Origin of the sequence: Sphaerimonospora thailandensis (assembly GCF_016863115.1) — a bacterium.
GTDB lineage: Bacteria > Actinomycetota > Actinomycetes > Streptosporangiales > Streptosporangiaceae > Sphaerimonospora > Sphaerimonospora cavernae.
Map to the genome: position 1 here is coordinate 13845 of NZ_BOOG01000023.1, position 23650 is coordinate 37494.

Here is a 23650-nt window from a genome sequence, read left to right on the forward strand (position 1 = left end):
TTCGCTCCGCGTCCTTCGACGCGGGCATGGCGATTTTCCCGAAACCGTTACCTTCAGTCAGCTCACCTGCGAGTGGCCTGGCGAGAGGCGGGGTTCTCGGAGACATGCGCGTTCGATCCACCAAGACATCTGGTTGGTGACGGCAATCCGGGGGAAGTCCCCCGGGCACCTACCGCTTGCGAGTCCCGAGGGTCATCGACACATGAGACTCGTCAAGCCCGGCCCGGTCTGTCCCGCCGGGTCGCACCACCGGGACGCCTGGACGCACGATTCTGGCGCCCAACCCCTGGGAAGGACCCTTAGTTGAGCGACACCACCGAACTCCTCTCCGACGGCCAGGCCGCCGGCGACACCCCCACCAGCGCCCCGGCCCGACGTCGTCGCTCCGGCACCGGCCTCGCCGGCATGGTGCTCCCCGAGCTGCAGGCCCTGGCGTCCACCCTGGGCATCACCGGGATCGGACGGATGCGTAAGAGCCAACTCATCGCGGCCATCCAGGAGAAGCAGGGCGAGCAGGGACAGGCCTCCGCCGAGCCGAAGGCGGCCGAGTCCGCCGCCCCGGCCGAGGCGCCGGCCGCCGAACGTCCCACGCGCGGCCGCAGGGAACGTTCCCGCGCCGCGAAGCCCGCCGCCGCTGAGCAGACGACCATTGAGCAGGCGACGCCTGAGCAGCCCGCCGTCGAGCGTGAGGAGCGGCCCGCCGCGTCCGAGCCCGTGGTAAGCGCACCCGCTGCTGTCAGCGCTCCCGCCGACAGCGTGACCGCCGGATCGCCCGCCGCCTCGTCGGTGGCGCCGGCCGAGTCGCAGGCGGATGCCGCGCCGGGCGAGACGCGCACCGAGGGCCGGTCCGAGCGGGGCGGCGACCGGCGTGAGCGCCGTACCCGCGGTGAGCGCGGGGACCGGCGCGACCGCTCGGATCGTGATGGCCGTGACGGTCACAGTGGTCGTGACGGCCACAACGGCCGTGACAGCCGGACCGAGCAGCGCCCCGCCGCGGTCGACGCGGGCGACGGCCAGAGCCGCGGCCGCGACCAGCGCGGCGACGGCAGGAACGACCAGCAGGGCGATGACGGCCGCGGCCGGCGTGGCCGGTTCCGCGAGCGCAACCGCCGCGGCCGTGACCGGTTCGACAGCGGCGAGCCGGTGATCAGCGAGGACGACGTCCTCATCCCGATCGCCGGCATCCTGGACATCCTCGACAACTACGCGTTCGTGCGGACCAGCGGTTACCTGCCGGGGGCCAACGACGTGTACGTCTCGCTCGCACAGATCCGCAGGCATGGCCTGCGCAAGGGCGACGTCGTGACCGGCGCCGTACGGCAGCCGCGCGACGGTGAGCGCCGCGAGAAGTTCAACGCGCTCGTCCGTCTCGACTCGGTGAACGGCATGGAGTCGGATCAGGCCCGTCAGCGGCCCGACTTCAACAAGCTCACGCCGCTCTACCCGCAGGAGCGCCTGCGTCTGGAGACCGAGCCGAACATCCTCACCACGCGGATCATCGACCTGGTCTCGCCCATCGGCAAGGGCCAGCGCGGTCTCATCGTCTCGCCGCCCAAGGCCGGAAAGACGATGGTGCTGCAGGCCATCGCCAACGCGATCACCCGCAACAACCCCGAGTGCCACCTGATGGTCGTCCTCGTCGACGAGCGTCCGGAAGAGGTCACCGACATGCAGCGGACGGTGAAGGGCGAGATCATCCACTCGACCTTCGACCGGCCGGCCGAGGACCACACCACCGTCGCCGAGCTGGCGATCGAGCGGGCCAAGCGCCTGGTCGAGCTGGGCCACGACGTGGTCGTCCTGCTCGACTCGATCACCCGGCTGGGCCGCGCCTACAACCTCGCGGCGCCCGCGAGCGGCCGGATCCTGTCCGGTGGTGTCGACTCGACGGCCCTCTACCCGCCGAAGCGGTTCTTCGGCGCCGCCCGCAACATCGAGAACGGCGGTTCGCTGACGATCCTCGCCACCGCGCTGGTCGAGACCGGCTCGAAGATGGACGAGGTGATCTTCGAGGAGTTCAAGGGCACCGGCAACATGGAGCTCAAGCTCAACCGGTCGCTGGCCGACAAGAGGATCTTCCCCGCGGTGGACGTCGACGCGTCCAGCACCCGCAAGGAGGAGATCCTCATGGGCAAGGAGGAGCTGTCCATCGTGTGGAAGCTCCGCCGCGTCCTCCACGCCCTCGACATGCAGCAGGCGCTGGAGCTCCTCATCGAGAAGATGAAGGAGACCAAGTCCAACGCCGAGTTCCTGCTCCAGGTGCAGAAGACCACGGTCAGCAGCGACCGCGACTGACGCGCCGTCTGATCGGAAGACGAACGCCCCGTACGGCCCTGCCGTACGGGGCGTTCGCCTGTTCGGGCCGTGGCTCTGTGGGCGGGTCTTGTCGCCTGGAATAAGTCCATGGCCTGGGCTGGTTGAAGGATCTGGCACACTGGTAGCCGAACCGCCGCGGTACCGGTTCCCGCACGCGCGCATACAAGGTGTGCCGATGCGCGCCAGCCGTACGGCGCAGCCGTACGGGCAGAAGCGACCCGGCGACCGCACTCTAGCGTTAGGACTGAGGACATGAAGCCCGACATCCACCCGGAGTACGTGGCCACACAGGTGACCTGCACCTGCGGGAACTCCTTCACCACCCGTAGCACGGCGAAGAACGGCGTCATCCACGCCGACGTCTGCTCGGCCTGCCACCCGTTCTACACGGGCAAGCAGAAGATCCTCGACACCGGTGGCCGGGTGGCCCGCTTCGAGGCGCGCTTCGGCAAGAAGGCCCAGACGGGCAAGTAGCGCATCCCCGGACGCCGGCTCGGGTGCGGCTCTCTGTCAACGAGAGGCCGCGTCCGGGTCGGCGTTCTTGGTGATCGGGGTTGGGGACACCCCGGCGCCCGGCTGGATCCCGAGGATCGTGCGGAAAGGAGCGTGAGTTGAACCTCGACGAAATCATGGGTGAGTACGCGGACCTCGAACTGCGACTCGCCGACCCCGCTGTGCATGCCGACCAGGCCAGAGCGAGGACCTACGGCAAGCGCTACGCGGTGCTCACGCCCATCGTCACCACCTATCGGGAGTTGGAGGCCGTACGCCAGGACCTCGCCGCCGCCAAGGAGCTGGCGGCCGAGGACTCGGCGTTCGCGGAGGAGGCGGCCGAGCTGGAGGGCCGCATCCCGGGCCTGGAGGAGAAGCTGACGCACCTCCTCGTCCCCCGCGACCCGAACGACGACAAGGACATCCTCATGGAGATCAAGGCCGGTGAGGGTGGGCAGGAGTCCGCCCTGTTCGCCGGCGACCTCCTGCGGATGTACCTCAGGTACGCCGAGCGGGTCGGCTACAAGACCGAGATCATCGACGCCCAGCACTCCGACCTCGGTGGCTACAAGGACGTCACGGTCGCGATCAAGGGCAAGGAGGGCGTCTGGGCTCGGCTGAAGTTCGAGGGCGGCGTCCACCGTGTCCAGCGGGTGCCGGTGACCGAGTCCCAGGGGCGCATCCACACCTCGGCCGCCGGAGTCCTGGTCTACCCCGAAGCCGAGGAGGTCGACATCCAGATCGACCCGAACGACCTGCGGATCGACGTGTTCCGGTCCAGCGGCCCCGGCGGGCAGAGCGTCAACACCACCGACTCGGCGGTCCGGATCACCCACATTCCGACCGGTGTGGTCGTCTCCTGTCAGAACGAGAAGAGCCAACTCCAGAACAAGGAGTCGGCCCTGCGCATCCTGCGTGCCCGGCTCCTCGCGGTCGCGCAGGAGGAGGCCGAGGCCGCCGCCATGGCCGAGCGTAAGTCCCAGGTGCGTACGGTCGACCGTTCCGAGCGGGTTCGTACGTACAACTTCCCCGAGAACCGAATCTCGGATCATCGGGTCGGCTACAAGGCGTACAACCTCGACCAAGTTCTGGATGGCGATCTCGACACGGTGATACAGGCTTTGTTGGACGCGGAACTGGCGGAGAAGCTGGGGGATGTCACCGCCCCTTCGTGACTGCCCTTCGTGACTGATCCGAGCCGAAACATCAACCGAAGTCAGAATCCCGCAGAAGAACCCACAGAAGAACCCGCAGAAGACAGAAAAAGCCCGAGAAAGTCCCCGAGCCACAAGAGACCGTGCCGTAAGAGACCATGACCCTCCTGCTCGATGAGATCGCCCTCGCGACCGCCCGGCTTGCCGAGGCGGGCGTGCCGTCCCCGCGCACGGACGCCGAAGAGATCGCGGCCTTCGTACACGGTGTGTCCCGAGGGCGGCTCCACCTGGTCAAGGACGCCGATTTCGACGCGCGGTTCTGGGAGGGCATCGCCCGCAGGGAGGCCCGCGAGCCGCTGCAGCACATCACCGGCCGCGCCTACTTCCGCTATCTGTCGCTCGAGGTCGGGCCGGGGGTGTTCGTACCCCGCCCGGAGACCGAGGTCGTGGCGGGCTGGGCGATCGACCGGCTGCGTGAGATGGACGTGGCGTCGCCGATCGTCGTGGACCTCGGCACCGGATCCGGGGCGATCGCGCTGTCGATCGCACAGGAGGTCGCGCTCGCCCAGGTGCATGCCGTCGAGATCGACCCCTTGGCGTACGGCTGGGCGAAACGCAACATCCTCGAGCACGGCCAGGGCCGTACCACGCTCCATCCCGAGGACCTCGCCGACTGCCTGCCCGAGCTCGACGGGCGGGTGGATCTGGTGATCTCCAACCCGCCGTACATCCCGCCGGGCGCGATCCCGCGCGACCCGGAGGTGCGTGACTACGACCCGACGCGCGCACTGTACGGCTCGGGCGAGGACGGCCTGGACGAGGTCAGAGCCGTTGAGCGTACGGCACGCCGGCTGCTGCGGCCGGGCGGGTTCGTGGCCGTCGAGCACGCCGACGAGCAGGGAAACTCGGTGTACTGGCTGTTCCCGGAGGAGAACGGCTGGCGTGACGTACGCCTCCGCCAGGATCTGACCGGCCGGGACCGCTTCGTCACCGCCCGCCTGGAACAGGACTGATCGGCCCTCCAGGAGAGGGCGTGGATGGAAGGATGGGGTTGTGAGCCGACGGTATGACTGCGTGGACAAGGCCGGGCGGGCCGAGGGAGTCGCCGCCGCGAAGACGGCGGTGGGGAACGGGGACCTCGTGGTCATCCCCACCGACACCGTCTACGGCATCGGCTGTGACGCGTTCGTGCACGCGGCCGTGAACGACCTGCTCGAAGCCAAGGGCCGGGGCAGGGACATGCCGGTTCCCGTGCTCGTCGGCACCGTCAAGGCGGCCAACGCGCTGGTCGAGAGCCTCGGCATGTACGGCCAGGACCTCATGGACGCCTTCTGGCCGGGCCCGCTCACGCTGATCCTGCGGGCCAACAGGTCGCTGTCGTGGGATCTGGGCGACACCAAGGGCACGGTCGCGGTCCGCATGCCGTTGCACCAGATCGCCCTGGACCTGCTCAAGGAGACCGGCCCGATGGCCGTGTCGAGCGCCAACCGGTCGGGCATGCCGCCCGCGACCACGGTCGAGCAGGCCGAGGAACAACTCGGCGACTCGGTGTCGGTCTACCTCGACGGCGGCCCGTGCGACGAGAACGTGCCCTCCACCATCGTGGACCTGACGACGGCCGTGCCCCGGGTGCTGCGCAAGGGCGCGATCCCGATCGAGAAGATCCGCCCCGTCGTGGGCTATCTCGCCACCGAAGACTAGAACGAGCCCGAAGACTCAGCAGTGCAAGATCACGGGGGCGTGGGGGTTCGAGGGGGGTGGTTTATTTATGCCTTCTGGCTATCGGACTTCATTTACGCCGCCAGTCAGGCTACGGTGAAGTGCGCGGATATCTCTGTGGAGGCGCGCCTTGGCCAAGCTCGACGGAATGGATCCCAAGCTCGTACGCGAACTGCTGCGGGAGGTTCAGCAGGCCGGCAGGGAGATACAAGACGTCGAGGCCCGGGTCACGGGGGTGATGCGCCAGGCCGGAGTCGCGGCGCACGTGACCTACCGTCCGGCACAGGTCGCCGACGATTGCACGTCCATGGTCAAAGACGTGACCGGCCGGTTGGCCGTGCTGGAGAAGAAAGAGAAGCAGCGCGGCGGGAACGGCAAGCCGGCCGAGAACAAGGGCCAGAAGTTCTACCAGGAGCCCGACATCACCATGCCGGCGGATGATCCCAAGCCGGAGGATCATAAGTCGAACGGCGCCAAGCCGGATCACAAGCCGGAACCCAAGGGCGACCACAAGCCGGACCACAAGGCCGAAGCCAAATCGGAGCACAAGCCGGAACCCAAAGCCGACCACAAGCCGGATCCCAAGGCGGACGACCACCGGGCGCATGACAAGGCCGCCACCGGAAACGGGGCCGGCACGCACAGCGCGGCCGATGACGCGAAGCCGGCGAAGGGCGGCGAAAAGAATCCCCGCGTAGCCGAGGGCTCTCTGTCGCAACCTCCGCCAACTGCCGACGAGACAGCACGCACCGGCCAGGCAACGGTCGAGCCCGTCGGCCAGCCCGTCGGCCAGCCCGCCACGCAGCCATCCGTTCCGCCGGCCGACCCACATCAGGATGCGGCAGGTAACTCGAGCGCGTACGGCACCGGCACGACCGATGCGACGAGTCCCGCCACCGGAGCCGGCACTGGAGTCGGTGCGAGTGCCGACGGCGCCGGTAATGCCATGGGCAATCCCGGAGGCGACGCGAGCGCGGCGGGCGGTACGGCGACCTGCCAGTGCGTCGGCATGTGCCGCTGCGGCATGGCGAACGGCACGGGCACCGCCGCGATGACCGGAGCGGGGGGCGTGCACCCGGGCGGTGGCGGCGCCGACGCTGCCACGACGGGGGGCGTGGTCAATGCCTCCTATACCGATGCCGGCCAGGGCACGGCGCCCGCCCCGAGTTCGGGCACGGCCGCCGCGCCCGCCGCCGTCCCCAGCGCCAACCAGGTCCCTGACGCCAACCAGGTCAACCAGGTCCCCAACGCCACTGACGCCACGGCCGGGGGCGCACCTGGTACGGGCCATGTCGCGCAAGACGTGTCCGGAACTACCGGCGTCCCCGTCCGGGATGACTCCCAGATCTTCGACACGCTGGGAAAGGACCATCCCGACGACATCGACCAGACCGCGGGCCGCCAGGTGATGGTGGTGGACGGGGTCAAGGTCGTCAGCACGCCGATGAACATGCCCGGAGTCGCGGACACGCAGGGCGCGGGAGCGCAGCCGGCGAGCATGGTGACCGGTCCCCATCCCGACGGCCCGCCGGGTTTCGTCGAGCCGCTCGAACCCGCCCACTCCGGCTCCGGCCAGCACACAGGCTCCGGGCACGTCGGCGGCCCCCCCGTCGGGAACACGGGCTCCGCATCCACTGCCTCCGGGCACGCGGCATACGGAAACGCGATCTCCGGGAACTCCGGTCACTCGGTGCCGGCGCCCGGTCAGTCAGAGCTGGCGCCGGGAGACCCCATGGGCGACTACGTCGGCACGCCCGCTGACAACGTCACCGAGGATCCGTACGCCACGGGCGACGCGAGCTCGGCGCCGGGAACGCCCGAGGACCAGGACCGCCCGCTGGTGGTGGAGGTCCACCTGGCGACGCCGGATGACGCCGGCGGGCCCGGCACGTCCGGCGACCGCGGCCAGAGGGAGGTTACGCTGTGACGTTCGCCGACCCGCCGGCGCCCACGCCACGTCAACCCGGTGAGCAGCCGCCCACCACGTCGACCAGCGACCTGCTCTCTCCTGGGGGTCAGCCGACGGGCTGGGTGTTCAACCCGGAGTACCAGAAACTCGTCGACCTCTGGTTCCAGGTGCTCCCGCAGATGGATCGCCTCACCCGGTCGCTCGACAAGCCCTATGCGATGGCGCGCAGCAAGGACGTCTGGGACGCGCCGGTGTCCGGACGCTACGTCGAGGACCTGGCCGAATGGCGAAAGAGGCTGGCCATGTACCGCCAGGCCGTGCTCACCGCCATCAGCGATCAGGCGGCGGACACCCCGCGCTGGGTGCCCGGCGGCACGCGTGCGCCGCACGCGTTCTCCTGACACGCGTCGCCTCTGTCGGCACGGGAGTGACCGCGGGTGCGCTAACGTCTGTGCAAGGGTAAAGGGGCTGACCGCGGCGCCTCCGGCATATCCCCGTGGTGAGTATGGCGGTCCGTGTCGCTTTCCCGGCACAACGTGTCCGCTTATGCAGGGAAACTGGGTTCCGTGAAGGAATATCTCCTCTTGGCGCTCGTCACGGCGGCGGTGACGTACCTGCTGGTGCCGCCGGTGAGGGCATTCGCACTGCGGATCGGCGCGGCGCCGGAGGTCCGGGAGCGGGACGTGCACAAGGTGCCGACACCCCGCCTCGGGGGACTCGCCATGTTCGGTGGCATGGCGGCCGGGCTGTTCATGGCCACCCAGCTCCCGCATGTCGGCGGCGCGATAAGCAGCGGGCAGACCGGCAACACCGTGATCGCGCTGCTCGCCGCCGGTGGCCTGATCGTGCTGACCGGCTTCCTCGACGACTGGCTGGGGATGGACGCCCTGGTCAAGTTCGGCGGCCAGGTCGCCTCGGGCGGCATCCTCGTCTACTTCGGGATGAACCTGCCGTTCCTGCCGCTTCCCCAGTCATGGGGTGGTTCGACCGGGCTCGACGGCAACCTCCGCACCGTCCTCACGATCTTGATCGTGGTGGTCGTCATCAACGCGGTGAACTTCGTCGACGGGCTGGACGGTCTGGCGGCGGGGATCGTGGGAATAGCCGCGCTCGCGACGTTCGCCTACTCGATCGTGCTGTCGCAGACGAGTAGCGGCTCGCGCATCAACGTGACGGCCGCGGTCACGGCCATCCTCATCGGGATGTGTCTGGGCTTCCTGCCGCACAACTTCAATCCGGCGAAGATTTTCATGGGCGACACCGGCGCGATGTTGCTCGGGCTCCTGCTCGCCACCTCGCTGGTAACCGTCACCTCCTCGGTCGAGCCCGTCGCCGGGATCAACAAGTTCCCGGTCATTCTCCCGCTGGTGCTGCCGATCGCGGTCATGGTCCTGCCGCTGGCCGATCTGATCATGGCGGTGGTCCGCCGGACGTCGGCGGGGCTCTCGCCGTTCCATCCCGACCGCGGCCACCTTCACCACCGCCTACTGGATCTGGGCCACTCGCAACGTCGCAGCGTACTGATCATGTACGCGTGGACGTTCCTGTTCGCGTTCACCATCGTCGGATTGTCGATCGGCGGGGTTCCGCTCATCCTGTTCCCGCTGACGATCCTGCTGGCCGTGGCCGTGCTGGTCCTGATGGCGCTGCCGAAGTTGCGGTCGCGGCAGGACGCCACGCGCTACCACCGGAGCGTCGGCGCGCACGCGGCCTCTCCCACACGTCACCGGGATGTTACAACTCCCCGGTAACCCGACCGAACTCCCAGGACTCGTATGGACTCGTATGGACTCGCTGGAACTCGATAGAAACGGCAGGTAAAGGCGGCACTCCGGAGCTTGTGATAGCTTTCACTAGCAGGGGTTGCCCCGCCGCATCCCGCGAGGTACCAAACGCTCGCTTGACATCCGACACGTGGAGTTCCGATGCAGGCCAACGACATGCGCGTGCTCAAGAGCGCGGCGCTGCTCACTCTCGCAGTGGGACTGCCGGCCATCGTGGTCGCGATGCTCGCCGTCGGCGTGAAGGGGGCGATCGGCGCGGGCATCGGTCTCGCACTGGTGGCGGTGTTCTTCACCATCGGCCTGGTCTTGGTCTCCTGGGCCGGCCGGATCTCACCCGCGGTCATGATGATGGCGGCGGTTTCGGGCTATCTGGTCAAGGCTCTGCTCATCATGGCGTTCCTGAAGGCGTTCGAGAACACCACCGCGTTCCACCCCCGGGCCTTCGCCTGGACCGTGATCGTCTGCACCGTGGTATGGACCATTGGGGAGATGCGCGGTTTTGTGAAGTTGAAGATGCTGTACGTCGAGCCTGGCCGTGACGCGATTCCCGGTCGAGGTGGCTCCGATGTGGCCTAAAGTTGACGAGGGCGGGTCCGATATGACTAGCCCTGCTTCCGACTGCTATGGTCATGCCCGCGATGAGCGAAAAGGAGCGTCGGCCCGAGGACGACGGCCGCGACTTCGCCAACGCCGCCTGGTCGATTCCCAGCTACGTGCTCGCGGGGATCATTCTGTACGGCGGCGCCGGCTGGTTGCTGAGCCGTTGGACCGGCGTGGCCGTCTTCACGCCCATCGGGGTGATCCTCGGGGTCGTGCTCTCCATCTATCTGGTCTATCGGAAGTTCGGTCGCTGACCTCAGGCGACGGTCATCTTTCCGATGAGGCCTTCCTGATCCATTTCCACATCGAAGGGAACGCCGCGTGAACGCGCTGACGGTCCTCGCCGCCGATGAGTTCAAGGCTCCGGGGCTTGAACTGTTCGACATCCCTCCACTCTGGGACGGGGCGCCCTACTGGCTGACCAAGCCGGTCGTGCTCGCGGTGCTGAGCTCTTTGGTGATGGTGGTGCTGTGCTGGTCCGCCTTCTCCAATCCCAAACTGGTGCCGCGGGGGATCCAGAACGTGGCCGAGATGGGCTACATGTTCGTCCGCGACCAGATCGCCCGGCCGTTCCTCGGCAAGGAAACCGACCGCTGGATGGGCCTGCTGCTCAGCATCTTCCTCCTGGTCTGGATGTGGAATCTGATCGGCGTCGTCCCCTTCCTCCAGTTCCCGGTCGCCTCGCACATCGCTTTCCCCATCGTGCTGGCGGCCAGCGTCTACCTACTGAAGATCTACCTTGGCATCAAGCACCAGGGCGTGATCGGCTACTTCAAGAACATGATGTTCCCGCCGGGGCTGCCCAAGTTCATCTACTTCCTGCTGGCCCCGATCGAGTTCCTGTCGAACCTGATCATCGCGCCGTTCACGCACGCGGTCCGGCTGTTCGCGAACATGTTCGCCGGCCACATGATCCTGGCGTTCTTCAGCATGGTCGGCTTCTGGTTCCTCTTCGAGAAGCTCACCCCCCTCGGCGCACCGGTGGGCGTGGTGGGAGTGCTCATGACGATCGCCATGACCGGCTTCGAGCTGTTCATCCAGTTCCTCCAGGCCTTCCTGTTCGCGCTGCTGGCCGCGATGTACATCGGCGGTTCGCTGCACCCCGAACACTGAGGTCTCTCCCCCTAGTCCAGACCGGTGACAAGGGTCACCGGCCGTCCAGTGAAGGAAATTCCATGAACGTTCTCGCTGAGGTCGCGGGCAACATCGGTTCCATCGGTTACGGCCTGGCCACGCTCGGCCCGGGCATCGGCGTCGGCCTGATCTTCGGCCAGGGCCTGCAGGCGATCGCCCGCAACCCGGAGGCGTACGGCATGATCCGCCAGAACATGCTGCTCGGCTTCGTTCTCGTCGAGGCGCTCGCGCTGATCGGCCTTGTCGCGCCGTTCATCTACTGAGGTCAGACAACCCCTGACGGAAGGCTGCAGCCATGACAACGGCAGCTACACTTCTCGCGGTTGAGGGCGAGAGCCCGATCATGCCGCACGCTTATGAGCTGGTCGTCGGCGGCTTCGCGTTCCTCGTGGTCTTTCTCGTCGTCGGCAAGATCCTCACCCCGCGCATCCAGAAGACGCTGGCGGAGCGGACCGAGGCGATCGAGGGCGGCATCAAGAAGGCCGAGGATCTTCAGGCCGAGGCTAAGAGCACCCTTGAGGAGTACCGTACCCAGCTCGCCGAGGCCCGCCAGGAGGCGTCGAGGCTGCGGGAGGAGGCGCGCGAGCAGGGCGCCCAGATCAAGGCGGAGCTGCGCGAGGAGGCCCAGGCCGAGGCTCGGCGTCTCATCGAGGCCGCGCACGCCCAGATCGAGGCCGACCGGCAGCAGGCACTCGCCCAGCTGCAGAGCGAGATCGGCCGGCTGTCCACCGAGCTCGCCGGTCGCATCGTCGGCGAGTCCCTGGAGGACGAGGCCCGCCAGCGCCGGATCATCGACCGGTTCCTCGACGAGATCGAGGCCCGTCCGGAAGCGGTCCGCTGATGCGTGGTCTGAGCAGGACCGCCCGGGCGGAGGTCGAGGAGCGGTTCAACGCCGTCGCGGCGTCGGCCGACCTCGGCACGCTTGCCGAGGAGGTGTTCGCCGTCGTCGATCTGTTCGACCGCGAGCACGGGCTGCGGCGGAACCTGTCCGACCCCGCCCGTCCGGCCGAGCAGAAGGCGGAAGCCGTCCGCGCTCTGCTGACGGGCAAGGTCGGCGCGACCGCGCTCGAGGTCACGGTCGCCGCAGCCCGGGCCCGGTGGTCCAGGGCCGGTGACCTGCCCGACACCCTGGAGCGCGTCGGTGTCATGGCGGCGGCGGCCGAGGCTGAGTCCGCGGGCCGGATCGACGACGTCGAGGACGAGCTGTTCCGGTTCGGCCGCATTCTCGCGGCCAACCCGGCGCTGCGCCGCGCGCTCAGCGACCCGGCCGTCCCCTCGGAGCGAAAGCGGGACCTGCTCGTCGCGCTGCTCGGCGGCAAGGTCGCCCCGTCGACACTGCGCCTGGTCACGCAGCTCGTCGCACATCCGCGAGGACGTAGCCTGGAGACGGCCCTCGAAGAGTACGGCTTGATCGTGGCCCAGATCCGGGAGCGCCTGGTCGGGGTCGTACGCAGCGCCGTACCACTCGGGGAACAGCAGAAGCAGCGGCTCGCCGCCTGGTTGCGAGCCACCTACGGGCGAGAGGTCCACCTGAACGTGGAAGTGGACCCGAAGGCACTCGGTGGATTCTCCGTCAAGATCGGGGACGACTACATCGACGCCACGATCGCCGGACGCATCGAAGAAGTCCGCCGCCGGTTGGCCGGCTAAGGCGAATAGGGAGACAGAGAAGAGATGGCGGAGCTTACGATCCGGCCGGATGAGATCCGGGACGCGCTTGAGCGCTTCGTCCAGGCGTACGAGCCGGAAGGCGCCGCGCGGGAGGAGATCGGGACCGTCGTCGACGCCGGCGACGGCATCGCCCATGTCTCCGGCCTGCCCTCGGCGATGGCGAACGAACTGCTGGAGTTCGAGGGCGGCACCCGCGGCCTGGCGCTGAACCTGGACGTCCGGGAGATCGGCGCGGTCATCCTGGGCGACTTCAGCAAGATCGAGGAAGGGCAGCAGGTCCGCCGTACGGGCGAGGTCCTGTCGGTCCCCGTGGGCGACGCCTTCCTCGGCCGCGTGGTCGACCCCCTGGGCAACCCGCTGGACGGCAAGGGCGCGATCGAGGCCGAGACCCGCCGCGCCCTGGAGCTGCAGGCGCCCTCGGTGGTCCAGCGCCAGCCCGTGAAGGAACCGCTGCAGACCGGCCTCAAGGCGATCGACGCGATGACGCCGATCGGTCGCGGCCAGCGTCAGCTGATCATCGGCGACCGTGGCACCGGCAAGACCGCGATCGCCGTGGACACGATCCTCAACCAGAAGGAGAACTGGCTCTCCGGCGACCCCAGCAAGCAGGTCCGCTGCGTCTACGTCGCCGTCGGCCAGAAGGGCTCGACGATCGCACAGGTGCGCGGCCGCCTGGAGGAGGCGGGCGCGATGGAGTACACCACCATCGTCGCCGCCCCGGCCTCCGACCCGGCGGGCTACAAGTACATCGCCCCCTACACCGGTTCGGCCATCGGCCAGCACTGGATGTACCAGGGCAAGCACGTGCTGATCGTCTTCGACGACCTGACCAAGCAGGCGGACGCCTACCGCGCGGTCTCCCTGCTGCTGCGCCGCCCGCCGGGCCGTGAGGCCTTCCCGGGCGACGTGTTCTACCTGCACTCCCGGCTGCTGGAGCGCTGCGCCAAGCTCTCCAGCGAGATGGGCGGCGGCTCGATGACCGGTCTGCCGGTCATCGAGACCAAGGGCAACGACGTGTCGGCGTTCATCCCGACCAACGTCATCTCCATCACCGACGGGCAGTGCTTCCTGGAGACGGACCTGTTCAACGCGGGTGTCCGCCCGGCGATCAACGTCGGTGTCTCGGTCTCCCGAGTCGGTGGCTCCGCCCAGATCAAGGCCATGAAGAAGGTCGCCGGCACGCTCCGTCTGGCGCTGTCGCAGTACCGCGACCTGGAGGCGTTCGCGGCCTTCGCCTCGGACCTGGACGCGGCCTCCCGCGCCCAGCTCGAGCGCGGCGCCCGCCTGGTGGAGCTGCTCAAGCAGGCGCAGTACAGCCCGTTCCCGGTCGAGAAGCAGGTCGTGTCGGTGTGGGCCGGCACCACCGGCGAACTCGACGAGGTCCCGATCGAGGACGTCCGCCGCTTCGAGACCGAGTTCCTGGAGCACCTGCAGCACGAGCACAAGGGCATCTTCGACGGCATCCGGGAGACCAAGGACCTGTCCGACGACGCGGTCACCGTGCTCAAGGGCGCCATCGCGGAGTTCAAGAAGGGCTTCACCACCTCCAGCGGTGAGCTGCTGGTCAAGGACATGCCCGTCGAGGCTCTGGAGGCCGGCGAGGTCGGCCAGGAGACGGTCGTTCGGCGCGTCCGCAAGACCGAGAAGAAGTAGCGCATGGGTGCCCAGCTGAGACTGCTGCGCCGACGGATCAAGTCGGTCAAGTCGACCGCGAAGATCACCCGTGCGCAGGAGCTGATCGCCTCGTCACGTATCGTCAAGGCGCAGCAGCGGATGCAGGCGGCCGTGCCGTACGAGCGCGAGATCACCAATGCGGTGTCGGCGGTCCTGTCGAACTCGACGACCGTGGACCACCCGCTGATGGCGGCCAAGGAGCAGCCCGCCTCCGCGGGCGTGCTCATCGTCACCAGCGACCGTGGCTTCTGCGGCGGCTTCAACGCCAACATCCTCCGCGAGGCCGAGGCGCTCAAAGGCCACCTGACCGAGCGGGGCCTGACGATGAAGCCGTTCGTGGCGGGCCGCAAGGGCCTCACCTGGCATCGATTCCGCGGCCGCGAGATGGTGGGTGAGTGGGACGGCTCCTCCGACAACCCCGCTTACTCCGACGCCAAGGAGATGGCGGACGCGCTGATCGGGTCGTTCACGGACGACAACGGGATCGACGAGATCCACATCGTCTACACCGAGTTCGTCTCGATGCTGACGCAGCGCGTCGTGGTCAAGCGGATCCTTCCTCTGGAGGTTCAGGAGGAGGCGGAGGAGGCCGCGGAGGGCCCGGTTCCGTACTACGAGTTCGAACCGGACGCCGGTGAGGTGCTCGACTCGCTGCTGCCGCGGTATGTCGAGTCGCGCATCTACAACGCGCTGCTTCAGTCGGCCGCCTCCGAGCACGCGGCCCGGCGCCGGGCCATGAAGTCGGCCACGGACAACGCCAACGAGCTCATCGGGGTCTTCACCCGCCAGATGAACCAGGCGCGCCAGGCCGAGATCACCCAGGAAATCAGCGAGATCGTCGGTGGCGCGAACGCGCTGGCTGACGCCGCAGCGGGGAAAGAGTGAAATGACCGCACAGACTGTTGAGACCAGCGTGGGCCGGGTCGCCCGCGTCACCGGTCCGGTCGTCGACGTGGAGTTCCCCGTCGAGGCCATGCCGGACATCTACCAGGCCCTCACCGTCGACGTCACGCTGGGCGGTGAGACCAAGACCCTGACCCTTGAGGTCGCCCAGCACCTCGGGGACAACATCGTCCGGGCCATCTCGATGCAGCCCACCGACGGCGTCGTCCGCGGCACCGCCGTCGTCGACACCGGCGCGCCGATCTCGGTGCCGGTCGGCGACGTCGTCAAGGGCCACGTGTGGAACGCCCTGGGCGAGCCGCTCGACACCGACAAGGCGTCGCTGCAGGTCAGCGAGACGTGGCCGATCCACCGGCCGTCCCCGGCGTTCGACCAGCTCGAGTCGCGCACCGAGATGCTGCCCACCGGCATCAAGGTCATCGACCTGCTCACGCCGTACGTGAAGGGTGGAAAGATCGGTCTGTTCGGCGGCGCGGGCGTCGGCAAGACCGTTCTGATCCAGGAGATGATCCGCCGCGTCGCGCTGAAGTTCTCGGGCACCTCGGTGTTCGCGGGCGTCGGCGAGCGCACCCGTGAGGGCAACGACCTGTGGCTGGAGATGGATGAGGCGGACGTCCTCAAGGACACCGCGCTCGTCTTCGGCCAGATGGACGAGCCGCCGGGCACCCGTCTGCGGGTGGCGCTGTCCGCTCTGACCATGGCGGAGTACTTCCGCGACGTGCAGAAGCAGGACGTGCTGCTGTTCATCGACAACATCTTCCGGTTCACCCAGGCGGGTTCCGAGGTGTCCACGCTGCTCGGCCGTATGCCGTCCGCCGTGGGTTACCAGCCGACCCTCGCCGACGAGATGGGTGTGCTCCAGGAGCGCATCACCTCGACCCGCGGTCACTCGATCACCTCGATGCAGGCGATCTACGTGCCCGCCGACGACATCACCGACCCGGCGCCGCACAACGCGTTCGCGCACCTCGACGCGCAGACCGTTCTGTCCCGGCCGATCTCGGAGAAGGGCATCTACCCCGCGGTGGACCCGCTCGACTCCTCGTCGCGGATCCTCGACCCGCAGATCATCGGTGAAGAGCACTACGCGGTGGCCCAGGAGACCAAGCGGATCCTGCAGAAGTACAAGGAACTGCAGGACATCATCGCGATCCTCGGCATCGACGAGCTCTCCGAGGAGGACAAGGTCACGGTCAACCGGGCCCGCCGGATCGAGCGGTTCCTCTCCCACCCGATGTACGCCGCCGAGGCGTTCACCGGCCAGCCGGGTGAGTTCGTACCGCTGGACGAGACCATCGCCTCCTTCAAGGGCCTGTGCGCCGGTGAGTACGACCACCTGCCCGAGCAGGCGTTCTTCATGGTCGGCGGCATCGAGCAGGCCATCGCCAAGGCGAAGGAACTCGAGCGCTGACCAATCGGCTCGGAGGGAGCTGAAAGTGGCGAAGCTACACGTTGGTTTCGTGTCGCCGGAGCGTGAGCTCTGGTCCGGCGAGGCCGACATGGTGATTGCCAAGACGGTAGAGGGCGAGATCGGTATTCTGCCTAATCACGCTCCTGTTCTCGGCGTGCTCGTCGAGGGCGGCGTGTTGCGCGTGAAGCGCGACGGCGAACTCGACCTCGTGGCCGCGGTGCACGGTGGATTCATCTCGGTCGCCAACAACGAGGTGGCGGTTCTGGCGGAGGCGGCGGAGCTCGGCTCCGAGGTCGACGTCGAGGCGACCAAGGACGCGCTGCAGCGTGCCCAGGCCTCGATCGAGGCGGGTCAGGCCGGCGCCGACGCGAGGCTGGAGGCCAAGCGTGCGGCGGCCCGGCTGCGCGCGGCCGGCGAAGAGGTCTGATACAGCGAAGGGGAGGGCGGCGATGACGGCGCTTGGGATTCTTCTCGGGATGCTCGTCGTGGCCGCCCTCCTGTTCGTACGTGCCTTCGCCCTGGCCCACAGCCGGGGCGCCATCATCTGCCGGGTACGCGTACGGGACGGGGACTGGAAGAACGGAGTCGCCCGCTATGTCGGGGGAGAGCTCCGCTGGATCCCGTTCCTTGGACTGCGACTGAGGCCGCGCCGCGCGATCGCGAGGCGCGGCCTCATCGTTTCCGACCGCAGGAGGCTCGCCACGGGCGAGGGGCCGGCGGGCTACTGGGCGGTCGTCTGCTCCGACGGGGGCGGCCCGGTGTCCCTGGCGATGAGCGAGGACGCGCTGACCGGCTTCCTCGCCTGGCTCGAGTCCGCCCCACCCAGCGCCTATTTGGATCTCGACGCCGCCTAGCCTCCCTAGCGGGTGCCGCCGGGTTTCCAGAGGATCTCGTCGCCGCCGGACACGATCCGGCAGAGGATGAACATGAGGTCCGACAGCCGGTTCAGGTACTTCGCGGTCAGCGGGTTCACGTCGTCATGGGCCTCCATCGCGGCCCAGGCTCCCCGCTCGGCACGCCGTACGACCGTGCGGGCGACGTGCAGCAGGGCCGTGCCCGGCGTGCCACCGGGCAGGATGAAGCTGCGCAGCGGCTTCAGTTGCGCGTTGAACCGGTCGCACTGGGACTCAAGCCAGGTGATGTACGTCTCCTCGACCCGCAACGGCGGGAACTCGGGATTTTCTACGACCGGGGTGCACAGGTCGGCGCCGACGTCGAACAGCTCGTTCTGGACGCGCACCAGGACCTCCGCGACCTCGTCGCTGAACTCCTCGGTCGCCATGGCGGCGCCGATGAAGGCGTTGGCCTCCTCCACGTCCGCGTAGGCCGCCAGCCGGGCGTCGGTCTTGCGGGTGCGGCTCATGTCACCGAGCGCGGTCGTCCCGTCGTCGCCCGTCTTCGTGTAGATCTTCGACAGCACAACCGGCTTGTCCTTGTCAGCTCGTGTCATGGTCGTCAGCGTATCCAGTGGCCGTCCCGGGCGAGTTGACAGATGTCATCTGCAAGCGCTGATATCGGCGACTTCTGGCCGCGGGCGGACTGGCGGGATGATCGTCGCATGTTGCAGATAACGGACCTGCGCAAGACATTCGGCGCGGCGAAACGGGCGCTCGACGGGGTGAGCTTCGCGGTACGTCAGGGCGAGATGTTCGGATTCGTCGGCGCGAACGGCGCGGGCAAGACCACGACGATGCGGATCGTGATGGGCGTCCTGCAGACCGACGAGGGGGAGGTCCGCTGGAAGGGCAGCCCACTGGATTTCACCGAGCGGCGGCGGTTCGGCTACATGCCCGAGGAGCGCGGCCTCTACCAGAAGATGAAGGTGGCCGAGCAGATCGGCTACTTCGGACGGCTGCACGGGCTCTCCCCGGTGGGAGCCCGCAAGGCGGCCGACGAACTGATCGAGCGGCTCGGGCTGACCGAGCGCGTCGGCGACGCGGTCGAGGCGCTGTCGCTCGGCAACCAGCAGCGGGTGCAGCTCGCGGTGGCCCTGGTCCACGACCCCGACGTGCTCGTCCTGGACGAGCCGTTCTCCGGGCTCGACCCGCTGGCCGTCGACGCCCTCGCCGAGGTGCTGCAGGAGCGTGCCCGCGGCGGCGTACCGGTGATCTTCTCCAGCCACCAGCTTGAGCTGGTGGAGCGGCTGTGCGACTCGGTGGGCATCATCTCGGCCGGTCAGATGGTCGCCTCCGGCACCGTCGACGAGTTGCGGTCGTCGGTCGGGCGGCGGCTGCGGGTCGTGGTGGCCGAAGCGAAGTCCGGCTGGGCGGACGGGCTGCCCGGCGACCTCAGGGTGGAGAACGGCCGGGAGGTGCTGATCGCCACTGATGGGGACGATCAGCACATCCTGCATGCCGCCGTACAGGCGGGGCGGGTCGAGCACTTCGGCGTCGAGCAGCCGACGCTGACCGAGATCTTCAGGGGGGCCGTGGCGTGAACGGCATGCTGTTGGTGGCCGGACGTGAGATCCGGACGCAGGTGCGGACCAAGGGGTTCTTCGTCGGGCTCGCCGTCACGGTGGTGCTGATCGTCGGGATCACGCTCGCGCCCAAGCTGTTCGGCGGGCCCGACTCCTACACGATCGGCCTGGTCAACAGCCAGGAGCTGGCGGTCCACGGAGGCGGCGACACCGAGATCGAGTGGCGGACCTTCTCCGACGAGGCGACCGCCAGGCGCGCGGTGCTCGACGGGGACGTGGACGCCGCCATGATCGGCGGGACCGCGGGGATCAGGGTGCTGTCCGACGGGGAGATCGACAGCGAGCTCGGCCTGATGCTGCAGGCGGCCCACCGGGAGGCCCAGATCCAGGCGGCCGGAGTGCGGACCACGCCGCTGAGCATGGAGTCGATCGGCGCGGACACGCGTTATGAGGAGACCCGCTCCCAGATGGCGTTCATGCTGGTGCTGATCCTGTTCATGCTGGTCGTCGGGACTCCCATGATGGTCGCGATGGGCGTGGTCGAGGAGAAGGGCAGCCGGATCGTCGAGATCCTGTTCACGTCGGTGCGGCCCTGGCAACTCCTCGGCGGCAAGGTCCTCGGCCTCGGGGTGGTCGGCCTGATCAACCTGGTCGTCGTCCTGGCGGCGGGACTGGGCGCCGCGTTCGCCTCGGGTCTGGCGGTCGACTTCCCGCCGGGGATGGCCGGCATCGTGGCCGGGATCGTCGTGTGGTTCGTGCTCGGCTACGCGTTCTTCGCCGCGGTCGCCGCCGCGCTGGCCTCGCTCGTCTCCCGGCAGGAGGAGGTCGGCAACGTGCTGACGCCGATGACCATGACGATGTTCGCGTCGTACGGCGTCGCCTTCTTCGCGGCCAAGGAACCCACGAGCCTGGTGGCGACGATCGCGTCGTACGTCCCGCCGTTCTCGTCGATGGTGATGCCGGTCCGGGCCACGGCGGCGGCGACCCCGGCCTGGGAGATCCTGCTCTCGGGTGCCCTGATGGTCGTGGCGGTCGCCGCCATGGTGCTCTTCGCCGGCCGGGTGTACGAGCGCGCCGTGCTCCGCACAGGGGCCAGAGTACGGCTTCGCGAGGTCGTCGGATCTCGATAAGCTGAGCAAGATCTCGCTAAAAGACGGGCTGAGCGGTGGATGACGGGCTGAGGCGGGCGCGCAGAGTCGTCAGGTGGACGATGTACGTTTCGCTCACCCTTCCCTGGTTCTTCGTCGCCATGGCGACGCCGGCGGGGCTTGAGGCCGGGACGACGACATGGTTCCGGACGCTGGCCGCGGGGGCCGGGCTGGTGGTGTTCAGCTGGCTCTACGTCCGCATCGTTCGCGCGGTCCTGGATTATGAGTACGCCCGGCGGGACGTCGTGGTGGCCGCTGCCGTCTCCCTGGCGGTGGCGCTCATCGGGGGTTCTCAGATGATGGGCTGGGGGTTCGTGCCCATCTCGTGGCTTTCGGTGGCCGCGCTGGGGGTCTCCCGGCGGTCCGCGTTCCTGCTCGGCGCGGGCACGGCCGTCGTCGTGACCCCGCTGACCTTGATCGCGACGCTGCGGGGTCATGACCCCACGGTGTCGACGGACGATCTCGCCCAACCCGGCGTCACCGCGGGCGTCATCGTCAGCATCATCGTCTACCACCTGGCGATGAGCGGTCTCTTCCCCTGGACCAACCGGCTGTGGGTGTGGATCTGGCGCCTCGCCGAGGAGGCGCACGCCGGGCGGGAGGCGCAGGCGCGGCTGGCCGTGGCCGAGGAACGGTTGCGCTTCGCCCGTGATCTGCACGACCTCGTCGGTCACCAGCTCTCGGCCATCGCGGTGAAGAGCGAGGTCGCCGTCCGGCTGAGCGCCGCCGACGTGGTCGCCGCCAGGGAGGAGATGAGCGCCGTGCGGGGCCTGGCCCGTACGGCTCTGCGTGAACTTCGGGAGGCCGTCAGGGGCTATCGCAGGCTCGACCTCACGGCGGAACTGGGCGCGGTGCGCGGGGTGCTGGAAGCCGCCGGGGTGAGCTGCCACCTTCACCTGCCCTACCGCGAGATGCCGCGGGAGGTCGCCCCGGTGTTCGCCTGGGTGGTCCGCGAGGCGGTCACGAACGTGCTGCGGCACAGCTCGGCCTCCCGATGCGACATCGTGCTGCGGCATTCCGAAAAGGAGGCGGTGCTCGAGGTGCGCAACGACGGGGTCGCCCCGGTCGCTTCCAGGGATGCGGACGGCGGGGGGAACGGCCTGGCCGGGCTGACCGAGCGGATGGCGGAGATCGGCGGGACGCTGACCGCGCAGCCGACCGGATCGGGGGAGTTCACACTGCGCGCGGTCGCCCCGCTGCCCGTCGCGTCCGCCGGCGCAGTCGAACGTGCCAAGGGCGGCGAGCAGGTCGAGGTGACGACGTGATCCGGGTCCTGCTGGCCGACGACGAGCGGCTGATCCGGGTGGCGATCGCCACGCTCCTCGGGCTCGAACCGGACATCGAGGTCGTCGCACAGGTCGGGCGGGGGGACGAGGTCGCGCAGGCCGTACGGGAGCACGAACCGGACGTGATCGTGCTGGACGTCGAGATGCCGGGCATGAACGGGCTGTCCGTGGCGGAGAGCCTGCCCGGGCGGGCCATGCTGATCCTGACCAGCTTCGCCCGACCCGGATATCTGCGGCGCGCCCTCGCGGCCGGGGTGCGCGGCTTCATCCCCAAGGACGCGTCCGCCGACGAGCTGGCGACGGCGATCCGGAAGGTGCACGCGGGCAGTCGCTATCTCGACCCGGAGATGGCGGCGGCGGCCATGACGGCGGGGGAGTGCCCGCTGACCCAGCGCGAGCGCGACGCGCTCGCGCTGGCGGCCGAGGGCGCACCGATCGCCAGGATCGCCGCGACCCTGCACCTCTCCGAGGGCACCGTGCGCAACTATCTGTCCAACGCGATCAGCAAGCTGGGTGCGGGGAACCGGATCACCGCGATCCGCGCCGCCCGGGAGATGGGCTGGATCTGAGATTCTCCGACCGTTCGGGTTGCGGGAGCCGGCGCCCGGAGGAACATCGGCAGGAGAGGGGGCTCCGGGCCGGGCCGTATTCTCAGGTCTCCGGTTGGAGCGAGCGGTGGAAGACGTGGGTGGCCGTCTCGATCAGCCCGTCGACGGGAGGTGCCGGGTCGGCGAGCACCCACTCGATCAGTAACTCGGTGATCGCTCCCGTCAGGCCGAGCGAGAGCAGGTGCAGGTCCGGGGGCAGGGCGTGCGGCACGTCGCCCACCGCGTTCTGGATGACCTGGCTGAACCCTTTCACCGCGAGTTGCCGCGCGCTGCTGAGGACGTCGCCGGCGCGGCGTACCTCGAGGTGCATGAGTCGCGCCCGCCGTACGTCCATGGTGACGAACCGGATGTATTCCCCTACCCCCGCCAATATCCGGTCGTTCAGGGTGGGGGCCGCCTTCTCGACTGCCCGGCTCACCGCGTCCAGGGTCTCCTCGACACAGCGCTCGTAGACCGCGCACATCAGCTCGTCGCGATTGGTGAAGCACTCGTAGAAGGCGCGGTTCGAGATGCGGGCCGTGGAGCAGAGCCGTTCGATGGTCGTGTCATGGAAACCCGGCTGAGCGAACAATGTGTACGCCGCCGTGATCAGCCTCTCCCTTCGATCGGCGAGCCTCTGCTCCGCCGTCATCCCCCGATATTCACGCCCCGCCACTTGTTCACCTCATCATGTCAGGACCCCCCCAAGTACATCATTATGACCCCAAGATCCTTTTTATGGAAGTATCGGCAAATCCGTACTTTCCAGTCATGCCAAAGACGCCGAAAGGGTTGACAGCGCGGTCAAGTTGACACTCTGCTACCGCAGCAGGCCTCGTTCCAGGGCGGTCGTGACGGCGGCGGTGCGGTCTGAAACACTCAGCTTGGTGAAGATCCGCAGCAGATGCGTCTTGACGGTGGTCTCACTGATGAAGAGCGCCTTGCCGATGTCGGCGTTGGTCAGCCCCCGGGCGACGAGCGCCAGCACCTCCGTCTCGCGCTTGGACAGCGACCCCGTGACGGGGCTGCGCAGGTGGGTGACCAGCTTGGTGGCCACGGAGGGGGACAGCACGGTCTCGCCGCGCGCGGCCGAGGCGATGGCGGCCAGCAGGTCCGCCCGGGAGGTGTCCTTCAGCAGGTAGCCCGTCGCGCCCGCCTCGACGGCCCGCACGATGTCCTGGTCGGTCTCGTACGTCGTCAGCACGATGATGCGGCTCGCCGGCCGGTCGGCCAGGATCCGCCTGGTCGCCGCCACGCCGTCCCCGCCGGGCATCCTGAGATCCATCAGGATCACGTCGGGCGTCAGTACGGCGGCGAAGGCCACCGCCTCGTCGCCGGACCCGGCCTCGCCGACGACGGTGACATCCGGATCGGACTCCAGCATGCCCCGCAGACCCTCCCGTACGACGGGGTGGTCGTCCACGATCAGCAGACGAATCACGG

26 protein-coding genes are annotated in these 23650 nt (G+C 68.5%); 23 read left to right on the forward strand and 3 right to left on the reverse strand.

Going from position 1 to position 23650, the window contains the following annotated elements; all coding sequences use genetic code 11:
• Positions 1-303: 303 nt before the first annotated feature.
• From rho to Mth01_RS13895, 19 genes are all read left to right on the forward strand, one after another.
• On the forward strand, positions 304-2295 hold the full coding sequence (rho, locus tag Mth01_RS13805) for a transcription termination factor Rho (RefSeq protein ID WP_204016237.1): 1992 nt from the start codon (positions 304-306) through the stop codon (positions 2293-2295).
• A 273-nt stretch (positions 2296-2568) separates the two neighbouring features.
• The gene (gene rpmE / locus Mth01_RS13810) at positions 2569-2790 is read left to right on the forward strand and encodes a 50S ribosomal protein L31 (RefSeq protein ID WP_204016238.1); all 222 of its coding nucleotides are present in this window, start codon (positions 2569-2571) and stop codon (positions 2788-2790) included.
• A gap of 137 nt (positions 2791-2927) precedes the next feature.
• Positions 2928-3983 (forward strand): peptide chain release factor 1, encoded by a 1056-nt coding sequence (prfA, locus tag Mth01_RS13815; RefSeq protein ID WP_204016239.1) that lies wholly within the window; start codon positions 2928-2930, stop codon positions 3981-3983.
• A 137-nt stretch (positions 3984-4120) separates the two neighbouring features.
• On the forward strand, positions 4121-4975 hold the full coding sequence (gene prmC, locus Mth01_RS13820) for a peptide chain release factor N(5)-glutamine methyltransferase (protein ID WP_204016240.1): 855 nt from the start codon (positions 4121-4123) through the stop codon (positions 4973-4975).
• Between the two features lie 40 nt (positions 4976-5015).
• A complete protein-coding gene (locus tag Mth01_RS13825) occupies positions 5016-5663 on the forward strand; it encodes an L-threonylcarbamoyladenylate synthase (protein WP_204016241.1) in 648 nt (215 codons plus the stop codon).
• 148 nt (positions 5664-5811) lie between these two features.
• Entirely contained in the window at positions 5812-7608 is a 1797-nt protein-coding gene (locus Mth01_RS13830) for a hypothetical protein (protein ID WP_204016242.1), read from the forward strand.
• Positions 7605-7991: a hypothetical protein gene (locus Mth01_RS13835; RefSeq protein WP_204016243.1), complete on the forward strand. Its 387-nt coding sequence runs from the start codon at positions 7605-7607 to the stop codon at positions 7989-7991. The genes Mth01_RS13830 and Mth01_RS13835 overlap by 4 nt, the downstream gene beginning before the upstream one ends.
• Before the next feature lie 165 nt (positions 7992-8156).
• Positions 8157-9341, forward strand: a complete 1185-nt coding sequence (locus Mth01_RS13840; RefSeq protein ID WP_204016244.1) for a glycosyltransferase family 4 protein — start codon at positions 8157-8159, stop codon at positions 9339-9341.
• Between the two features lie 174 nt (positions 9342-9515).
• On the forward strand, positions 9516-9950 hold the full coding sequence (locus tag Mth01_RS13845) for a hypothetical protein (protein WP_204016245.1): 435 nt from the start codon (positions 9516-9518) through the stop codon (positions 9948-9950).
• A gap of 62 nt (positions 9951-10012) precedes the next feature.
• Positions 10013-10228 carry an AtpZ/AtpI family protein gene (locus tag Mth01_RS13850; protein ID WP_239089642.1) on the forward strand — a complete coding sequence of 72 codons (216 nt, stop codon included), beginning with the start codon at positions 10013-10015 and terminating at the stop codon, positions 10226-10228.
• A gap of 67 nt (positions 10229-10295) precedes the next feature.
• Positions 10296-11087 (forward strand): F0F1 ATP synthase subunit A, encoded by a 792-nt coding sequence (atpB, locus tag Mth01_RS13855; protein WP_204016247.1) that lies wholly within the window; start codon positions 10296-10298, stop codon positions 11085-11087.
• A gap of 62 nt (positions 11088-11149) precedes the next feature.
• On the forward strand, positions 11150-11371 hold the full coding sequence (gene atpE, locus Mth01_RS13860) for an ATP synthase F0 subunit C (RefSeq protein ID WP_204016248.1): 222 nt from the start codon (positions 11150-11152) through the stop codon (positions 11369-11371).
• Positions 11372-11403: 32 nt separating this feature from the next.
• Positions 11404-11949, forward strand: a complete 546-nt coding sequence (locus Mth01_RS13865; RefSeq protein ID WP_204016249.1) for a F0F1 ATP synthase subunit B — start codon at positions 11404-11406, stop codon at positions 11947-11949.
• Positions 11949-12758, forward strand: a complete 810-nt coding sequence (locus Mth01_RS13870) for a F0F1 ATP synthase subunit delta (protein WP_204016250.1) — start codon at positions 11949-11951, stop codon at positions 12756-12758. Before Mth01_RS13865 ends, Mth01_RS13870 begins: the two co-directional genes overlap by 1 nt.
• Positions 12759-12782: 24 nt before the next feature.
• Positions 12783-14432, forward strand: a complete 1650-nt coding sequence (gene atpA / locus Mth01_RS13875) for a F0F1 ATP synthase subunit alpha (RefSeq protein WP_204016251.1) — start codon at positions 12783-12785, stop codon at positions 14430-14432.
• Positions 14433-14435: 3 nt separating this feature from the next.
• A complete protein-coding gene (locus tag Mth01_RS13880; protein WP_204016252.1) occupies positions 14436-15338 on the forward strand; it encodes a F0F1 ATP synthase subunit gamma in 903 nt (300 codons plus the stop codon).
• A gap of 1 nt (position 15339) precedes the next feature.
• Complete coding sequence (gene atpD / locus Mth01_RS13885) at positions 15340-16767, forward strand: F0F1 ATP synthase subunit beta (RefSeq protein ID WP_204016253.1); 1428 nt, start codon at positions 15340-15342, stop codon at positions 16765-16767.
• Between the two features lie 25 nt (positions 16768-16792).
• Positions 16793-17194, forward strand: coding sequence for a F0F1 ATP synthase subunit epsilon (locus Mth01_RS13890; protein WP_204016254.1), 402 nt, complete (start codon positions 16793-16795; stop codon positions 17192-17194).
• A gap of 22 nt (positions 17195-17216) precedes the next feature.
• Entirely contained in the window at positions 17217-17621 is a 405-nt protein-coding gene (locus Mth01_RS13895) for a DUF2550 domain-containing protein (protein WP_204016255.1), read from the forward strand.
• Positions 17622-17626: 5 nt separating this feature from the next.
• Here the strand turns inward: Mth01_RS13895 and Mth01_RS13900 are convergent, their stop codons facing one another.
• Entirely contained in the window at positions 17627-18217 is a 591-nt protein-coding gene (locus Mth01_RS13900; RefSeq protein WP_204016256.1) for a cob(I)yrinic acid a,c-diamide adenosyltransferase, read from the reverse strand.
• Between the two features lie 108 nt (positions 18218-18325).
• Between Mth01_RS13900 and Mth01_RS13905 the strand changes: the two genes are divergently transcribed.
• The 4 genes from Mth01_RS13905 to Mth01_RS13920 all read left to right on the forward strand — a co-directional run bounded on the left by Mth01_RS13905 (position 18326) and on the right by Mth01_RS13920 (position 22189).
• The gene (locus Mth01_RS13905; RefSeq protein WP_204016257.1) at positions 18326-19204 is read left to right on the forward strand and encodes an ABC transporter ATP-binding protein; all 879 of its coding nucleotides are present in this window, start codon (positions 18326-18328) and stop codon (positions 19202-19204) included.
• Between the two features lie 5 nt (positions 19205-19209).
• Positions 19210-20316 carry an ABC transporter permease gene (locus Mth01_RS13910; protein WP_239089654.1) on the forward strand — a complete coding sequence of 369 codons (1107 nt, stop codon included), beginning with the start codon at positions 19210-19212 and terminating at the stop codon, positions 20314-20316.
• A gap of 80 nt (positions 20317-20396) precedes the next feature.
• Entirely contained in the window at positions 20397-21599 is a 1203-nt protein-coding gene (locus tag Mth01_RS13915; protein ID WP_204016259.1) for a sensor histidine kinase, read from the forward strand.
• Positions 21596-22189 carry a response regulator transcription factor gene (locus Mth01_RS13920; protein WP_204016260.1) on the forward strand — a complete coding sequence of 198 codons (594 nt, stop codon included), beginning with the start codon at positions 21596-21598 and terminating at the stop codon, positions 22187-22189. Before Mth01_RS13915 ends, Mth01_RS13920 begins: the two co-directional genes overlap by 4 nt.
• An 82-nt stretch (positions 22190-22271) precedes the next feature.
• On the opposite strand, the gene Mth01_RS13925 is transcribed toward Mth01_RS13920, so the two are convergent.
• Together Mth01_RS13925 and Mth01_RS13930 are read right to left on the reverse strand one after the other, a co-directional pair.
• Positions 22272-22859 (reverse strand): TetR/AcrR family transcriptional regulator, encoded by a 588-nt coding sequence (locus Mth01_RS13925; protein WP_204016261.1) that lies wholly within the window; start codon positions 22857-22859, stop codon positions 22272-22274.
• Positions 22860-23027: 168 nt separating this feature from the next.
• Positions 23028-23648, reverse strand: coding sequence for a response regulator (locus Mth01_RS13930; RefSeq protein ID WP_204016262.1), 621 nt, complete (start codon positions 23646-23648; stop codon positions 23028-23030).
• Between the last annotated feature and the right edge of the window lie 2 nt (positions 23649-23650).

Excerpts from the sequence above, each read along its gene's own strand:
- rpmE (WP_204016238.1), top strand. The coding sequence starts at position 2,569 with ATGAAGCCCGACATCCACCCGGAGTACGTGGCCACACAGGTGACCTGC.
- prmC (WP_204016240.1), top strand. The coding sequence starts at position 4,121 with ATGACCCTCCTGCTCGATGAGATCGCCCTCGCGACCGCCCGGCTTGCC.
- Mth01_RS13845 (WP_204016245.1), top strand. The coding sequence starts at position 9,516 with ATGCAGGCCAACGACATGCGCGTGCTCAAGAGCGCGGCGCTGCTCACT.
- Mth01_RS13850 (WP_239089642.1), top strand. The coding sequence starts at position 10,013 with ATGAGCGAAAAGGAGCGTCGGCCCGAGGACGACGGCCGCGACTTCGCC.
- atpE (WP_204016248.1), top strand. The coding sequence starts at position 11,150 with ATGAACGTTCTCGCTGAGGTCGCGGGCAACATCGGTTCCATCGGTTAC.
- Mth01_RS13865 (WP_204016249.1), top strand. The coding sequence starts at position 11,404 with ATGACAACGGCAGCTACACTTCTCGCGGTTGAGGGCGAGAGCCCGATC.
- Mth01_RS13870 (WP_204016250.1), top strand. The coding sequence starts at position 11,949 with ATGCGTGGTCTGAGCAGGACCGCCCGGGCGGAGGTCGAGGAGCGGTTC.
- atpA (WP_204016251.1), top strand. The coding sequence starts at position 12,783 with ATGGCGGAGCTTACGATCCGGCCGGATGAGATCCGGGACGCGCTTGAG.
- Mth01_RS13880 (WP_204016252.1), top strand. The coding sequence starts at position 14,436 with ATGGGTGCCCAGCTGAGACTGCTGCGCCGACGGATCAAGTCGGTCAAG.
- atpD (WP_204016253.1), top strand. The coding sequence starts at position 15,340 with ATGACCGCACAGACTGTTGAGACCAGCGTGGGCCGGGTCGCCCGCGTC.
- Mth01_RS13895 (WP_204016255.1), top strand. The coding sequence starts at position 17,217 with ATGACGGCGCTTGGGATTCTTCTCGGGATGCTCGTCGTGGCCGCCCTC.
- Mth01_RS13900 (WP_204016256.1), bottom strand. The coding sequence starts at position 18,217 with ATGACACGAGCTGACAAGGACAAGCCGGTTGTGCTGTCGAAGATCTAC.
- Mth01_RS13905 (WP_204016257.1), top strand. The coding sequence starts at position 18,326 with ATGTTGCAGATAACGGACCTGCGCAAGACATTCGGCGCGGCGAAACGG.
- Mth01_RS13910 (WP_239089654.1), top strand. The coding sequence starts at position 19,210 with ATGCTGTTGGTGGCCGGACGTGAGATCCGGACGCAGGTGCGGACCAAG.
- Mth01_RS13915 (WP_204016259.1), top strand. The coding sequence starts at position 20,397 with ATGTACGTTTCGCTCACCCTTCCCTGGTTCTTCGTCGCCATGGCGACG.
- Mth01_RS13925 (WP_204016261.1), bottom strand. The coding sequence starts at position 22,859 with ATGACGGCGGAGCAGAGGCTCGCCGATCGAAGGGAGAGGCTGATCACG.